Genomic DNA, 15,686 nt, shown 5'->3' with positions numbered 1-15,686 from the left:
TTAACTAAAAGCATAGAACCTATGTGCCACACACAGGCAAGCACACCCTACTCTTTTATTTTAATATTCTAGCTACGGTTACAAATAGGCTTATGCAACGATAGACATGCCTGCTAAATAAAAGGGCCAGCATGAAGGCTGGCCCTATATTTTAAATCATTGACTATATATTAATAGTCAACATGTAACTCATAGCGGTTATTGTCCTTTTCTTTAGTACCTCCCAATGCATTACCTGTTACTTCAAGCTGATAATTACCTGGCTGCAATTGGCGAACCATTTCAAAATGGCCACGGGGGCTGGATGCTTCTGCCACCTGCTGTCCAGCTGCATTGTAAAGCACAGCAGAGATACGGTTACCAGTGCTGGTTGCGCCTGGGAAGTGCTCACTTGCTATCTTCAGCGTAGTCGCTTGTTGAATGTTAATATTGAAACGCTTTGATTGGCCTTGGGCCAGCAATTGTGTAGAAGAGACGCCTCTTTCAAGTAGTGGCAGATCTTGGATGGTCGTCCCATAGTTAGCCAATGCAGGCGTTGAAAGAATGCTAGCTACAAGCGCTCCAAAGAGAATTGATTTAACTTTCATGATAACTACTCCAGTGGTTGGTTACATGGTTATATTAGCTGGGGTTTTTGAAATGAAGCTGAATATAAAAATAAAAATAATAAAAAACGCCACCATTTGGTGACGTTAAAAGTTACACACTGTCAGAGTCGTTAGAACATTAGTTTAACACCGGCAACAACTCCAGTATCTTCAGTGTTGTCGCCACTGGCTCGGGAGAGATCTGCAGTGTCGCCGTATTCTTTCTCCCAATAGGCACCGATGTAGGGGGCGAAGCGTCGGGTCACTTCGTAGCCTAGCCGTAGGCCAGCACGAACCGAGTTAAGGCCTTCGCCCACGCCAAATTCTTCAACTTCACTGGCGGCCACGGCAATTTCGGTGCGCGGCTGTAGGTAGAGCCGCTGAGTCAGGCGCAGATCGTATTCGCCTTCAAAACTGGCGGCTACGTCGCCATCTTCACTCACTTGTAATGCCACGTCGGTTTCAATGCCGTAGGGCATTACGCCTTGCAGGCCGACAACCCCATAGGTGCGTTCAGCGTGATCATCGGAGAAAACACCGCCTTGATAACCGATCCCCCCCTGTAACTCCCAAAAATCAGCCACTAAACGACTATAGAGTAGTTCCAAAGACTCAAACTCAGCATCTTCGCCGTCGCCCTGGACATTTTCGCCTTCTGACTTTAGGTAAATGCGGTTGATATCGCCGCCGTACCAGCCTTGAAAGTCCCATACCACGGCTTCTGGGCCTTTATCAGGCACGCTATATTCGAGCCGATCAAACAGTGCCATACCCATATTATGTTCCTCAGTGGGCGCTGGCCAACTGTCTGGTGCCGCATAGCCATCTTCGGCTTGAGCGGTCGTGGCGGCGGCCATGCCAAGGGCGGCGCTGGCGAGGGTTAAGTAGCGCTTAATTTTCATACTGCCTCCTTAAGAAACTTGAACAACGCGGAACATGCCAGCATCCATGTGATAGAGAAGGTGGCAGTGGAACGCCCAACTGCCCTCTGCATCTGCGGTGATCAACGCAGATACGCGCTCACCGGGCTTCACATTTAGGGTGTGTTTGCGTGGTATCAATTCCCCTTGGCCGTTTTCTAGCTCCATCCACATACCGTGGAGGTGAATAGGATGCTCCATCATGGTGTCGTTAATCAGAATTAGGCGCAGCCGCTCATCTTTCTCAAAATGAATAGGGCCGGTCACTTCGCTAAACTTCTTACCGTCGAACGACCACATATAACGCTCCATATTGCCGGTCAGGTGCAGCTCAAGCTCACGGCCTGGCTCACGGCGATCAGGCCATGGTGTGAACGCTTTGAGATCCCGGTAAACCAATACGCGTCGTTCGTCAGGATCAATGCCGATTCCCGCCTGGTTATAGCGAGAGCCCGGCTGAGCTTCACCGGCGAGAAGCAAACCATTTGCGCCTATTTTGGCCTGCTCGGCTGCCATCCCCCCCATAGTAGAGTGATCCATGCCTTGCATGTTGGACATACCGGAGTGATCCATCCCAGCCATGCTGGAATGATCCATCCCCGACATGTTGGACATGCCAGAGTGATCCATCCCCGCCATGTTGGAGTGATCCATACCGCCCATACCGTGGGCACCCATGGCTTCCATACCGCGGTCTGCAATTTGACGGCGTTCAGGAATCTCCGCCTGCATGCCTTCACGTGGAGCTAGCGTGGCGCGTGCATAGCCGCTCCGATCCATGGCTTCGGCGAAGATGGTGTATGCCCGGTCGTCTTCAGGTGAAACCAGCACATCGTAGGTTTCAGCCACGCCAATACGGAACTCATCAACAGGAACGGGTTGCACCGGTTGTCCATCAGCGGCCACCACGGTCATCTTCAGGCCAGGTATACGAACATCGAAAAAAGACATGGCTGAGCCGTTAATCACGCGTAGTCGTATCCGCTCACCAGCTTTGAACAAGGCATTCCAGTTTTCTTGAGGAGAATAGCCGTTGAGAAGATAAGTATAAGTACTACCGGTGACATCGGCGATATCCCGCGAACTCATGCGCATTTGAGCCCACATGCCGCGCATTTCAGCGGTCTGAGCAAAACCGTTGTTACGAACATCGGCAAAGAAGTCAGCAATCGTGCGCTCTTGGAAGTTGTAATAGCCTTCCATGGTTTTCAGATTACGGAACACCGACATCGGGTCTTCAAAAGTCCAGTCGGTGAGCAGTAACACATGCTCACGGTCGTAACGGATAGGCTCACGCTCGGCAGCGTCGATAATCAATGGCCCTGCATGGCCAAGCTGCTCCTGCATACCGGAATGACTGTGGTACCAGTAGGTACCGTTCTGACGGACGGGAAAACGGTAGGTAAAGGTTTCACCAGGGGCGATACCTGCAAAGCTAACGCCAGGCACACCATCCATTTCCGGCGGTAGAATGAGACCATGCCAGTGGATGGAGGTGGGCTCGTCCAGTAGGTTGGTGACACGCAGTACTGCGTCTTGACCTTCTTTCAAACGAATCAGCGGGCCAGGACTGGTACCGTTAATGGTAATTGGTTGGGCTTCTTGTCCGTCAATAGGCAACGATTCACGGCGGATCGCCAGCGATACCTCGGGCCCTTCTTCAACGCCCTGAGCATAGACGTTGGTACGGCCCCAGGGGTTTGCCCAGGCGGGAGTTAACCCCATTGCCGCAGCAGAACCTAAGCCTAAGGCAGCGCCTCCTTTTAACACTTGCCGACGAGAAAGAGGGTGAGAAATGATACTTGAGCGTGCCATGTGTAACTCCCATCAATGGTGAATAGCACCATCTTGATGGAAGAAGCTGAATCAAAGCTGAATGATGATTAATTGACCACTTCAGCCGTCAAGGGCAAAGCAATCGTCACTCGTAAACCACCCAGTGGGCTTCGTTCAAACTGAGAGTGACCTGAGTAGCGGACGATTAACTGTGCAAGAATCGAAAGGCCTAAGCCGTAGCCAGGACGGCGCTCATCCAGTCGTGTACCACGCTCTCCCAGGCGTGAAAGTTCCTCTTCTGCAACGCCCTGACCATCATCATCAATAGTTAGCGTAAGTGCAGTTACAGTGACTGCAATATCGCAAAGAACGCGCCTGCTCGACCATTTTCCTGCGTTATCAAGCACGATGCCTAATATTTCTGAAAAATCGTGAGATTCAATGGGAACTTGTTCTTCCTCACGTGCTGAGTGAGTCAGGTCGAACATACGCTCAGGATAGAGGCTACGGAACATCTCAATCAGCCGTAAGCTATCACGAGTAACGTTGGCCATTCGTCCCGCATTAGGGCCTGCAATACGTGAACGACGCAGCTCCGCATCCAACTGGGCGTTAATGTCTTCAATACGGCTGAGTAGTTTATGGCGCCGGTTGTCATCAATAGGCCGGTTGCCACGCAGTACTTGAGTAACGGCTGCCAGCGGTGTTTTTAATGCGTGTGATAGGTTGGCGACCGATTCTCGCGAGCGCTTCAGACGAAGATCAATGTCGTCCATGAACCAGTTCAACTGGTCGACTAATTCATCTAGCTCCGAAGGGGCTACTAATGACAAGCGATCACGTTTGCCTGATCGCAATGCTTCAAGTTGTTGGCGCAGTTGCCAGAGTGGTATGAGTCCACGGTTAACCGCTAGCATGTTGAGTATGATGAGCATCCCTAAAAGCACGGCGGCGATCCCACCGACCCACCAGTGTAAAGTTGCAAGCCCTGATTCTACTTGGGAAAAATCCTCGCCCACCAATAGCACACCCTGCGTGCCCTGCCACTCAAAATGGCGGCGATAGACGAGCATGTGCTGTGTTCCGCGATTCACATCTATTAGGGCATCGCCGCTCTCATCTAGCAACGGAGCCAGCTGTTGCTGCCATTGCGGGTCAGAAGCGCTGACCGAGCCATTGAAACGGAGTACGTAGAGATGATGAAAGACTTGATAGCCTTGGCTAACCGAGTCGAGCGCAGTCGGTACAGCCGTTTGGTCTTGCTCTAGCTGCGCGACCGCGTGGTTTGCTTCACGTTGTAAGCGTTCACCTAAAAAATCCCTTGCCAGGCTCTGTAAAAAGATCCCGTGCAATAGCCACGTGGTGACCACCACCAGTAGCGCGACGCCGCCTAACCATGCGAGTAGCCGAATGCGTAAACTGCGCCTATCAATGTGAAGCAAAGAAATACCCCTGACCACGTCGCGTTTGAATGACTGATTTACCGAGATAACGGCGCAGGCGAGCGATGTAGACTTCCACCAAGTTAGGTGCGGCAGCGTCCTGATCCAAGGCGTAGAGCTGCTCTAGTAGCTGATCTTTCGAGTGAATACGGTCTGGATGAAGCATTAAGTAGCGCAGTAATCGAAACTCCGTTGCTGTTAGCGAACGCCACGTTTCTCCTTCTAAGCACACGCGTTGACCCGCCTCATCCAACGAGACACCGTTAAGCGTAATCACATGAGATAACTGACCAGACTGCCTACGCAACAAGGCCTTCAGGCGAGCCATAAGTTCGGCTTCGTGGAAAGGCTTGGTGAGATAGTCATCGGCTCCGGTTTCAAGTCCGATAACTTTATCTTCCCAGGTATCGCGCGCCGTCAAAATCAAAATAGGCGTACTGCGCTTCTGCTTGCGCCAATGAGCGAGAAGATCTAACCCCGACCCATCGGGCAAACCGACATCTAAAATAGCCAGCTCATAATCCTCGGTTGCCATCAGCGACTTGGCCGCTTTCAATGAAGCGGCCAAATCAACCAGGTAACCGTTGTCCTTGAGACTCTCTGCCAAGCTTTCTGCTAACAAATCATCATCTTCGAGTAGCAACAGTTTCATGGGTCTGCGTCAGATTAGAGAGAAAAATTACCGTACATGCCGGATTCATAATGACCAGGAATGTTACAGGCATACTCTAGCTCGTTAACATTGTCAGGGACACTCCATAATAAAGTCCCGGTTTCACCAGGCGCAATGGTGACACCTGCCATGTCCATGCTGGCCATATCGTGACCGCCGCCGTGTGACATATTCGACATATCGTGGCCTCCGCCGTTGGCCATGTTTAGCATCATTTGACGATGTTCTTCTTGGGCTTCTTTGCTACCAATCACAAACTCATGTTCTAAATTGCCGGTGTTGGTGATTTCAAATTTAACAATTTCACCCGCCGCCATTTCTAGTGTTTCAGGGTCGAACCACATATCGCCAGCATCAAGAGTGATCGTGCGGTCAACGTCAGCGTCGGTCAGGCCACTGTCACCGCCGCCATGGCCGGGCGCAGCCCATGCCGCGCTTGTTACTAGGCTTAGTGAAAGAGCAAGCAAAGGAGTTGTTAAAATGGTGTTGCGCATGGTCATTTACCTCAAAAGGGTTGTTGTCACTGCTTATTTATACGGTGTTAACCTGAAACGAGCCTGAACCCAGCGGGCAGAATATGATCCATAGCAACTTTTCATTGTTCACAAGGTTACAAGGCTTGACCTTGAGGTAGCCCTAGAGTCGTAAACTTAGGACGTAATTTCTAACTGACTTGATCGGAGGCTTACCATGATGAATGCCGATTGCTTAGCTTTTATGAGCTCAATGGGCTGGTACGGCTGGCTGATGCCGCTGTTTTTTCTTCTGCTCGTAGGCTTAGGTATCGCGTCGCTCGCAAAATACTTGTTTAGCCACACAACGAGGGCAGGCCGTTCATGAAACATCTTAACGCTACTATTCTATCAATTGCTTTGGCTCTCGGGGCTACATCGGCTCAGGCTGCACTGCCGGACGAAGCTACACTGTACAAAAATCCTCAGTGCGGATGCTGTGATGAATATGCTCGCCACTTGGAAATGCTGGGAGTCGATGTAACCATTGTCGATAACGTTGAGCTCGGCGATATCAAACAGAAGGCTGGCGTCCCTTATGGTTTGGGGTCGTGCCACACCATCGAAATAGGTGACTACTGGATTGAAGGGCACGTGCCGATGGAAGCGGTCGAGGCATTATTTGAAGAACAACCTGACATAGGTGGGATCGGCCTAGCAGGGATGCCCATTGGTACACCAGGCATGCCAGGGCCTCAGGGTGAGCCTTACGAAATCTATATGTTCACTGACCACAAAGACGATTCGTTTATGACTCTGTAGTAGATTTTTTGATGTCATTACTAGGCTCCCTTGTCCTGCATGAGGTGCTGGCTAAGCTCCTCATGTATTTGACACTAAAAGCCACTTAAGACGGCTAGTGGGAGTCGATGATGGTTTTATAAAGCAGGCAGCCAGTAGCTCACACCGTTCATGGTCACCTGTACCCCGTCTCCTGAAAGCTCTATGGTCTGACGACGTAGTGCTTTTTTGGACAATTTCTTGTCATGAAAATATTCCATGGCTGTGACGATCCATTGCTCCCTCCAGTCCTCTCCTTGATCAGCACACTTCGCCATTTTCATCATGGAGCGAGCCAACTTTTCTTTCCGCCGTTTTCTTACTCGCTTCTCATCCACTCTAGGGGCTAGTGTGGTGGCATGTTGGCGATTTAAAAAATTGGTAAACCCCGTCACCGAGGCTGCTTGTCCGGGCACCGCCTGCAAATAGTTGTCCACATCACCCTGTTGAGGTAGCCGCTGCCCCTCCCGGTCAGTAGCGAGTAGCAATGCGGCTGCTGCTCTTAGTGCAAGTCGTGCGGAGGTGTGGGACGTTTTGCCCGCCTCTATACGGGTTTCCAATTGCAGCCAATAGGCTTGCAGCACTTGGTCTGATAGCGAAGCGGACGGCATAGAACTGAGACACGCTTGAATACGTCTTTTCTCAGAGTCGATCTTCTTTGCTTGGTGATCCGGCTCTACCCCTTGCTCTTCATGCAACCATCGCATGGGAAGCCTAACACGCCGCAACCCCTCTGCCCCAAAGTGATGGAGCAGCTCCGAATAGCTCGGTATCCGTGACCATGCCTGGTCAATCTCAAGGAAGAACGAGAAGAAATGATTGATCTTGAGGGCAGCCTTATGCGGCCCTGTGGTACGAATCAGCCATTCACCAAATTTCCCAAATGCCTCACGTAACGCTTTGGTGGTGAGACCGGCTTGGCCAATGGAAATCCGCTTGCGGCATGTTCGTGTCCAGTAGCAGGGCTCACAGACATCGCCTCGACCGGCTGGCATAGGATGGCCACACGATGGACAGGCGATCTCACCTTGCTCATAACAGGCTTTACACAATGCGTCACCGCTGGATGTCATGACCAATAAGCGATGCCGACGACACGCAGAGCAGGTACCGTGATCTGCCGTCGCACAGCTTGGACATAACCGATGATCATGCCCCATACGTGTCACTCGGGTAAGACGTTGAGATGCTTTCCCACATGCCTCGCAGGGTTCTGGTTCTTTGAAATAGGGAGCGCAGGCGCTACAGACAGGGCCGTAGGGAGTGACCTTGCCGATGTTGTAGTCTGAACTGGCTTTTCCACATCGTGCACACGGTTTGTCAACATCGCACTGACGACAGACGGCGTCTGGGTCATTTTTAGGCAGACGGGCTAACTTGATCTTACCCAGCAACAGTGGACACTGGTTTAAGCGATCATTCGGGCTTCAAAGGCCTCTGGGCTGATCATCCCAATAGCACTGTGCCGCCGTTGTTTGTTGTAGTCCAGTTCGACGTACTCAAACACCTGGCGCCTCATATCGTTTCGCGTTGTAAATTGCTCCCCATGGATCGCTTCAACCTTGAGGCTGTGGAAGAAGCTTTCGGCACAGGCATTATCATAGCAGTTGCCTTTGGCGCTCATGCTGCACGTAAGCTCATGCCGGGTAAGCAGCGATTGGTAACGCGTGGAACAGTACTGACTACCTCGATCCGAATGGACTATCACGCCTTTGGGCATTTTGCGTCTCCATAGCGCCATCTGTAGCGCGTCACAGACAAGATCGGCCGTCATACGCTCACTCATTGCCCAACCGACCACTTTACGAGAGTAAAGATCAATGAGCACTGCCAGGTAAAGCCAGCCTTCGCCCGTCGCCAAGTAGGTAATGTCACCCACCCACTTTTGATTAGGAGCTGAGGCCGTGAAGTTTTGTTCTAGTAGATTCGGTGCGACTGGCAGCGAATGCCGTGAGTTCGTGGTGGCCTTGAACTTACGAGCTGCTTTAGCGCGCAGGCCCTGACGCTGTAAGCTGGCAGCCACCGTCTTACGGTTGATCGGCATCCCATCATCTCGCAGGTCTAGCGTTAGTCTCGGGGCGCCTGAGCGGCCTTTGCGTTGGTGATAAGCCTTGGCCACATGCTGATCGATAATGGCTTGCTGGCTGCGTTTTGGGGACGATGCGCCTTCGCGTTGCCGCCAAGCGTAGTAGCCACTCCGAGCGACCCCGACAACATGGCACATACGCTGAATACTGAACGCCTGACGATGACGGTGGATAAAGGCGTACTTCACTTCAGGCTTTTCGCAAAGTACACCGCGGCCTTTTTTGTGATGGCCAGCTCTTCATTTGCCTCGGCTAGTTGGCGCTTCAAGCGGGCGTTTTCTTCTGCCAACGACCGCTCTCGCTCGGATGTGTCTTGCTGCAGCTGTGCTTTAGATCGCCACTGATAGAGCTGACTCGCGTGTATTCCCAGCTCACGCGCCGCTGCTGCAACGCCAATGCGATCCGCAAGCGCTAAGGCTTCTTGCCGGTAGGCATCTGAGTAACGGGTATATGATTTTTTCTTCATTGATGTTGTCGATCTTGCCATGGTTCACCTCATCGTAACGTATGACGTTCTTGAGGTGTCCACCGTTACTGGGCAGGATCAGAAGAACCTGGATAACAAGAACCTGACACCCAAACAGCTTTCGGCGCTCCAGGAGTTGGTGGCCGATCAGAGCGCCACGGCCGATGCCTGGGTGATCAAGGAGAAGCTACGCTGGATCCAGAAGGCTCCAACGCCCAGAGCGGCTCGGTGGCGCATCACGAACTACCTCAAGGTCATGCAGGCGGCGGTGTCTGAAAAGCCACTGCTGAAGCCGATGGGGAAAGCCCTGGCGACGCTTGAGCGGCACGCCGACGCGGTGGTCAGACGCTGGCTCTCGGGACTGACGAACGCAAGACTGGAAGGAATGAATGGTCTGTTCCAAGCGGCTCGGTCACGAGCACGTGGCTACCGGAACGAGGCCAACTTTATCGCCATGATCTACCTGATTGGCAGCCCGGTGGGCCGCCTATTCGATCAGGCCAAATCCACGTGAAGTGACGAAGAACCAGATATTGTTACTTAATAGCAATCATCCTAAGTCGTAAAGCATTGCCAATCACGCTCACTGAAGAGAGTGACATCGCCGCCGCCGCGATAATCGGTGATAACAGCATACCTGTGAAGGGGTACAAAATCCCTGCGGCAATGGGGATGCCTGCCGCGTTGTAAGCAAAGGCAAAAAAGAGATTTTGGCGAATATTACGCATGGTGGCTTTTGAGAGCTTATGCGCCGTGGCAATACCGGTAAGATCTCCTCGCAGTAGAGTAACCCCAGCGCTTTCTATCGCCACATCGGTGCCGGTTCCCATGGCAATGCCGACATCCGCTGTAGCCAGCGCAGGTGCATCGTTCACGCCGTCGCCGGCCATGACAACAATGCGCCCTTCATCACGGAGACGCTGAATCACTCGGCCTTTATCCTCTGGAAGCACTTCAGCTTCGACCTCATCAATGCCTAGCCGACGTGCCACAGCGTTGGCGGAGGTGCGATTATCGCCTGTCAGCATCACCACTCGAATGCCGTCAGCCTGGAGTGAACGAATGGCTTCTTCGGTGGTTTCCTTGACCGGATCGGCAATGGCGAGCAGCCCAGCTAAATTCCCGTCGATGCTCGCAAAGATGACAGTAGCACCGTCGCTGCGCAATTGATCGGCATGTGTGTCTTGAGACTGGGTGTTAACGCCCTCGCTTTCCATCAATAGCCGGTTGCCCAGGGCAATACGCTTGCCATCTATCTGGCCTATAACGCCCATGCCATTGGGAGCCTCGAAGTCCAACGCTTCTGTTAATTTTACCTCTGCCTCTTTAGCCTTTTCGACTATTGCATGGGCCAAGGGGTGCTCGCTGCCTCGCTCAAGACTAGCTGCCAAGCGCAAAAGCTCCGATTCAGCAATGCCTTCAGTGAGAATCAACTCGGTCACTCGTGGTTTGCCTTCGGTAAGCGTGCCGGTTTTGTCGACGACGACGGTGTCGACCTTCTCTAGACGTTCAAGAGCTTCGGCATCGCGAATCAACACGCCTAACTGGGCACCGCGCCCTACACCGACCATAATTGACATGGGGGTAGCAAGACCTAGCGCGCACGGGCAGGCAATGATCAGAACACTAACCGCCGCAATAAGGCCAAACGCCATCGGCGGGGTAGGGCCCCACAATGACCAGGCGATGAAAGCCACAACAGCAATGAGAATAACGACGGGTACAAAGATGCTGGCGACTTTGTCGGCAAGCCCTTGAATGGGTGCGCGGCTGCGCTGGGCGCTGGCGACCATTTGCACAATCTGCGACAGCATCGTGTCCTGGCCCACCTTGTCAGCGCGCATGACAAAGGATCCTTGACCATTGATGCTGCCGCCAATGACGCCATCGCCGACTTCCTTTTTCACCGCTAGTGGTTCACCGGTAACCATGGATTCGTCAACGTTGGAGCGACCTTCCATCACTTCGCCATCTAATGGCACCTTATCGCCGGGGCGCACCCGGAGACGATCCCCTACCTGAACCTGGTCAAGAGAGATATCTTCCTCATTGCCCTGATCATCAAGGCGTCGAGCGGTAGCAGGCGCCAAGTCGAGCAGAGCACGAATAGCGCCAGAGGTTTTTTCACGAGCGCGTAGCTCTAATACTTGTCCCAGTAAAACTAAAACGACAATCACTGCCGCTGCTTCGAAATAAACGGCCACCGAACCATCGGCTTGACGGAAGGCGTCGGGAAAGATGCCCGGTGTGAGGGTGGCCAGCAAACTGTAGAGCAACGCGGTGCCGGTACCGATCGCGATTAGCGTGAACATATTAAGGCTGCGATGCACTAGCGAACGCCATCCGCGTACAAAGAATGGCCAACCTGCCCAGACGACTACCGGCGTTGCCAGCAGCAGTTGAATCCAGTTAGAGGTTTGCTGGGAAATAAAATGCATAAGGCCAAACACGTGGCCACCCATTTCTAGGGCAAACACGGGGAGGGTCAGTACTAGGCCGATCCAGAAACGCCTGGTCATGTCCTTGAGTTCGTCCGAAGGGCCGGTGTCAGCAGAGACGGTCTCAGGTTCCAGCGCCATGCCACAGATTGGACAGTCGCCTGGGCCTTCTCGTCGAACTTCTGGGTGCATCGGGCAAGTATAAATAGACCCCGAGGGTACTGACGCTTGTGACTGTTTGCTTGGCTCAAGATACGCATCAGGCTTGGCAATAAACTTTTCCTGACACTTTTCTGAGCAGAAGTACCAAGTCTTACCCGCGTGATCGGCACGGTGGCGGGAGGTATGGGGATCAACGTCCATGCCACAAACAGGGTCTTTCACCTTTGTCTCGTTATGGTCTTCAGACATCGTTCATTCTCCCCGTTTGGCGAACAAGGCGCATGGCTTCGTGCTCTTCAAGTGCTAAAAGGGAATCTAAGAGCTCTTTAGCCTCAGGAATTTCCGCTTTGCCAACGAGGGTTCGATAAAGGTTTATCGTTTGTTCATGGAAATCAAAAACCTCTCGGCAAATGTCGTCAACACTTAGCGTGGAATAGGGCGCATCGCAGGTACGATGCGTACGGATAGGTTTATGCTCCAAATAGTCATAAACGTAGGTTTTTAATGCTTTCGCGTCAGCAGTCTGTTCAAAGCGCGCCACAACGCGCTGCATTTCCGCTTCCTGTGCAGCTAAGTAATTGAGCAACATGCGAGCGCGCTCTTCTTCGTGTATATCGGCGCAATGAGCAAGGCAAGCTGCAAGATGCTCGTGTAACTGACGGGTCCAATCGATCAATTCACCAAAGGTTCTAACGTCCATTTGGTACCTCCTATAACGCTATTAACGTTAATGAGTGTGAGAGTGCTCGCTATCGTTTGAAGCGTCGCGTTTGGATAGGAAAATCCATTCGCCGAGTAAAAGAGTAGCCATTACTACGCCAGCAACGATGAGCACCATGGGGTCCGAGATGGCTTTTACCCATAAAAAGCCGATTAACACGACAGCATCTAGTAGTATGGCAATGCTAGGAATAACAGGATTAGCCCCCACTCTGTCCTTGAGATGACGAAGCACACCCCAGTGGATGGCCATATCCATGATCAGGTAGAAAATGATGCCTAATGCTGCGATGCGGCTCAGGTCAAAAAAAGCGGTGAGCACTAAGCCAAATACGATGGTGTACACCAGTGTATGCTTTTGTACACTGCCGGGCATGTGGAAATGGCGGTGAGGAACCAGCTTCATTTCTGTCAGCATGGCGAGCATGCGTGAAACGGCAAAGACGCTGGCGATGATACCGCCCGCCGTTGCCAACATGGCGAGAATGACGGTAAACGCAACTGCCGCTTCACCCAGTGCGGGACGGGCAGCGGCGGCCAGGGAGTAGTCTTGGGTTTCGATAATTTCAGGCAAAGATAGGTTGCTGGCAACGGCAAAACCGACAAGGGCATAGATCACCACGCATAGCGCAATCGAGATCGTGATAGCTTTGCCAAGATTCCGCTTAGGATCTTTAAGCTCCGAACCACTATTGGTAATCGTCGTGAAGCCTTTAAATGCCAGTATGCCGAGCGCCGTAGCACCTAAAAAGCCCGTTATCGTAGGCGTAGGTGCATCGTTGCCAGCACCCATTTCGATGGAGTCGGCAATAAACACGCCGACAATACCAAACACTATAATGCCACCTATTTTGATAAATCCGAGCACCGAGGCGACGGTCTCGATCAAGCGGTTGGCGGATAAATTGATCAAAAAGGCTATTAGCAGTAAACCAACCCCGAGTAGGGGCACAAATAGTGAACGATCCCCCAGGTCAAACAACTCAAGCGTGTAGGAACCAAACGTTCTCGCCAAAAAACTCTGTGCGATCACCATGGAAAAATACATCAGGAGGGCATGAAAGGCGGTGGGAAGCGTCGGGCCATACGCTTTCTGTAAATACATGCCAATCCCACCTGCTGATGGGAAGGTATTGGACATTTTAACGTAAGAATAAGCGCTGAAAGAGACAATGACGGCAGCGGCCAGAAAGGCTAGAGGAAATAGCCGACCAGTCATTTCGGCCATTTGGCCGGTTAGCGCAAAAATACCGGCCCCAATCATCACGCCGGTGCCTAATGCAACGGCACCGACCAACGAAAGACTGTTTTCTTTATATTGTGGCGTTCTATCCTGCCCAACCATGAAAGCGACTCCTTGTATTAACGGCAACCACAGCAGCAATAACTGCCGAGGACTCCTGTGCGGTGTTTTTTGATGCTATATAAATTAAATATAGAACCTATGTGCAGCCACATGGCAAATGACTAACGGAAGGTCTGATTTTGCGAGGCCACAGGCAAGCAGCTCTTACCCTAAACTAGCTAGTCTTGCTCCTGGTTGTGTCATGTAGCCGTTATGACTATTAATGACAGCTCCAAGGTTCCTGTTTAGCGTTGTCTTTAACGTTCTGATCGACGAAACGGTAATACTCCTTCTTAAAGCGGTTCCACCGATCAGCGCTGACCTGTATGTCATGGAGCTTGAGAATTTTTTCAACGTCATCGATGCAGAGCCTCAGCGCATCGTAAGCAAGGCTGATATTTCGGTTTTTCTCGTTGTAGACCACCTTATCCATTCCATAGAGTCGGTCGATATCTGACAGCGCTTCTTCAATGCGTTTGGATTTACTAGGCTTGATTTTTAAATTCCGAGTCACCAGTGTGTTTTTGGAAACACCCAAGCGGTGCTCTTGTTGTGTCGTTTTCATGGTCTTTCTCCCAGGCGCGTACATGTATATATAGAGTGGTTCAGTCCTTGTCTATTTTGTCCTTATGACCGCCGTGGTGTTTATGCATGAAAATATGCATCAGTGGGCATGCTGCCAAAAAGAGGAAAGGTAAGAACTGAAATAGGTGGAGACGGTGCTCGGTTCCAATCAGGTATCCCGCCCAAATGACAAACCCAGCAAGTGGCACCCACAACATCAGCAAACGACTACTTGTACTGTTACTCATAATCACCTCAGTAACTCGCCCAAAGAGCCAACAGCAGTTAAGGCCGTTGGTTTGGGAAAAATCAAATAAATAACCCCAATAACATCATGGATGATTTGTCTGAACGCAACCTGAACAGCATCGGAGGGAAATATGATCCTGATCAAGCGCCTCGCAAAAAGTAGGCGATAATTACCCAAGCGGTATCCATAGCCTCATTCCCATCATCATTAGGTTTTCGGTGAGCGATACAAAGCTTAATGGGTATTACTGTTGCCGACACAGGCGCACTTGAGCTCACGTTTATCGAGGTATATCGCTTTAAAGACAGAACCTGTCACACGGTGCCAACGAATAGCGCCAGTGGCGCAGCCAGCCAGATAAGCGTATCGGCCAGCAATTAGTAGCTTCGGAAGTATCTAGGCGTGAAGGTAAACGTAACTGAAGGGGACTTGGCGCTGGGCGTGCAGGTCATAGTTGAGAAACATGGCGCTAAAGCTCGCTACGCCCTGCAGCTTTTGCAGACCCGGGGGTATGATCGCTGTGGCTACGGCATACTCTAGCACGCGTGCAGTGAATATTATGCACTGAACCTCCCAACTGGCAGAAAAATCGATGAGTAACGCAGTGGCAAAAATTGCCAGCACAGGGCGATAGGTGATCGCATTAGGGTCTGAAACGCTAACTCCCAGGTGCTCATGAAGCTCTTCATAGCCGCCAATACGTTCATAGCCCAGATATCCCTGGGAAATCGTATCGACATGTTCCTGCTCTGTAAACGCGTCAATCTCTTATCGCGAAGTCAGCAGGTTTACGTTCACCTAAGGCCCATGTGCACGAGCAGGTCAACGATCTACAAGCCAAACGGACATATGTACTCTCCTGTTTGCAACCATAAGCGCGAGCGCTGGAGTGGGTCGTTGTCACCGTTATGAACCTCTTAGTTGTTTATTAACACTATATTGCTTACCTAACATAATAATCTAA

General features: G+C 51.6%; 15 protein-coding genes and 1 pseudogene. 3 read left to right on the top strand and 13 right to left on the bottom strand.

The features are described from left to right. Positions 1-170 precede the first annotated feature (170 nt). From ACT3R7_RS19615 to ACT3R7_RS19590, 6 genes are all read right to left on the bottom strand, one after another. Positions 171-587 carry a hypothetical protein gene (locus tag ACT3R7_RS19615; protein WP_156808516.1) on the bottom strand — a complete coding sequence of 139 codons (417 nt, stop codon included), beginning with the start codon at positions 585-587 and terminating at the stop codon, positions 171-173. A gap of 131 nt (positions 588-718) precedes the next feature. Beyond that, positions 719-1,489 (bottom strand): copper resistance protein B, encoded by a 771-nt coding sequence (locus tag ACT3R7_RS19610; RefSeq protein ID WP_050713463.1) that lies wholly within the window; start codon positions 1,487-1,489, stop codon positions 719-721. Between the two features lie 9 nt (positions 1,490-1,498). Beyond that, the gene (locus ACT3R7_RS19605) at positions 1,499-3,322 is read right to left on the bottom strand and encodes a copper resistance system multicopper oxidase (RefSeq protein ID WP_026001905.1); all 1,824 of its coding nucleotides are present in this window, start codon (positions 3,320-3,322) and stop codon (positions 1,499-1,501) included. Between the two features lie 68 nt (positions 3,323-3,390). Next, positions 3,391-4,725 (bottom strand): sensor histidine kinase, encoded by a 1,335-nt coding sequence (locus ACT3R7_RS19600; protein WP_208458210.1) that lies wholly within the window; start codon positions 4,723-4,725, stop codon positions 3,391-3,393. Continuing rightward, positions 4,712-5,377 (bottom strand): response regulator transcription factor, encoded by a 666-nt coding sequence (locus ACT3R7_RS19595; protein WP_009288249.1) that lies wholly within the window; start codon positions 5,375-5,377, stop codon positions 4,712-4,714. The genes ACT3R7_RS19600 and ACT3R7_RS19595 overlap by 14 nt, the downstream gene beginning before the upstream one ends. A 14-nt stretch (positions 5,378-5,391) precedes the next feature. Next, the gene (locus tag ACT3R7_RS19590) at positions 5,392-5,892 is read right to left on the bottom strand and encodes a cupredoxin domain-containing protein (protein ID WP_016915529.1); all 501 of its coding nucleotides are present in this window, start codon (positions 5,890-5,892) and stop codon (positions 5,392-5,394) included. 196 nt (positions 5,893-6,088) lie between these two features. Between ACT3R7_RS19590 and ACT3R7_RS19585 the strand changes: the two genes are divergently transcribed. Both ACT3R7_RS19585 and ACT3R7_RS19580 read left to right on the top strand, forming a co-directional pair. Beyond that, positions 6,089-6,238: a hypothetical protein gene (locus ACT3R7_RS19585; protein WP_167385703.1), complete on the top strand. Its 150-nt coding sequence runs from the start codon at positions 6,089-6,091 to the stop codon at positions 6,236-6,238. After that, the gene (locus ACT3R7_RS19580; RefSeq protein ID WP_016915528.1) at positions 6,235-6,672 is read left to right on the top strand and encodes a DUF411 domain-containing protein; all 438 of its coding nucleotides are present in this window, start codon (positions 6,235-6,237) and stop codon (positions 6,670-6,672) included. The genes ACT3R7_RS19585 and ACT3R7_RS19580 overlap by 4 nt, the downstream gene beginning before the upstream one ends. A 116-nt stretch (positions 6,673-6,788) precedes the next feature. On the opposite strand, the gene ACT3R7_RS19575 is transcribed toward ACT3R7_RS19580, so the two are convergent. Both ACT3R7_RS19575 and ACT3R7_RS19570 read right to left on the bottom strand, forming a co-directional pair. After that, on the bottom strand, positions 6,789-7,685 hold the full coding sequence (locus tag ACT3R7_RS19575; protein ID WP_193091995.1) for a hypothetical protein: 897 nt from the start codon (positions 7,683-7,685) through the stop codon (positions 6,789-6,791). 413 nt (positions 7,686-8,098) lie between these two features. Beyond that, a protein-coding gene (locus ACT3R7_RS19570) for an IS3 family transposase (RefSeq protein WP_101146503.1) occupies positions 8,099-9,264 on the bottom strand; the annotation gives its coding sequence in 2 pieces (ribosomal slippage) (positions 8,099-9,003 and positions 9,003-9,264; 1,167 coding nt in all). 61 nt (positions 9,265-9,325) lie between these two features. Between ACT3R7_RS19570 and ACT3R7_RS19565 the strand changes: the two are divergent. Beyond that, positions 9,326-9,757, top strand: a pseudogene (locus ACT3R7_RS19565) (ISL3 family transposase); the annotation flags it as partial. Between the two features lie 22 nt (positions 9,758-9,779). On the opposite strand, the gene ACT3R7_RS19560 reads toward ACT3R7_RS19565, so the two are convergent. The 5 genes from ACT3R7_RS19560 to ACT3R7_RS19540 form a co-directional block, all read right to left on the bottom strand. Continuing rightward, entirely contained in the window at positions 9,780-12,092 is a 2,313-nt protein-coding gene (locus tag ACT3R7_RS19560) for a heavy metal translocating P-type ATPase (RefSeq protein WP_008958466.1), read from the bottom strand. Further along, positions 12,085-12,543 (bottom strand): hypothetical protein, encoded by a 459-nt coding sequence (locus tag ACT3R7_RS19555; RefSeq protein ID WP_008958467.1) that lies wholly within the window; start codon positions 12,541-12,543, stop codon positions 12,085-12,087. Before ACT3R7_RS19555 ends, ACT3R7_RS19560 begins: the two co-directional genes overlap by 8 nt. A 27-nt stretch (positions 12,544-12,570) precedes the next feature. After that, on the bottom strand, positions 12,571-13,908 hold the full coding sequence (locus ACT3R7_RS19550; RefSeq protein WP_008958468.1) for an APC family permease: 1,338 nt from the start codon (positions 13,906-13,908) through the stop codon (positions 12,571-12,573). 220 nt (positions 13,909-14,128) lie between these two features. Continuing rightward, positions 14,129-14,473 (bottom strand): hypothetical protein, encoded by a 345-nt coding sequence (locus tag ACT3R7_RS19545; RefSeq protein WP_022522184.1) that lies wholly within the window; start codon positions 14,471-14,473, stop codon positions 14,129-14,131. Positions 14,474-14,513: 40 nt separating this feature from the next. Further along, entirely contained in the window at positions 14,514-14,690 is a 177-nt protein-coding gene (locus ACT3R7_RS19540; RefSeq protein ID WP_008958470.1) for a DUF2933 domain-containing protein, read from the bottom strand. Positions 14,691-15,686: the final 996 nt, after the last annotated feature.

The sequence above is a fragment of the Halomonas sp. AOP43-A1-21 genome (genome assembly GCF_052376775.1).
In the GTDB taxonomy this organism is placed as follows: Bacteria; Pseudomonadota; Gammaproteobacteria; order Pseudomonadales; family Halomonadaceae; genus Vreelandella; species Vreelandella colorata.
Note: the sequence above shows the minus strand (reverse complement) of the source record. Positions and strands in the feature narration are given on the sequence as shown.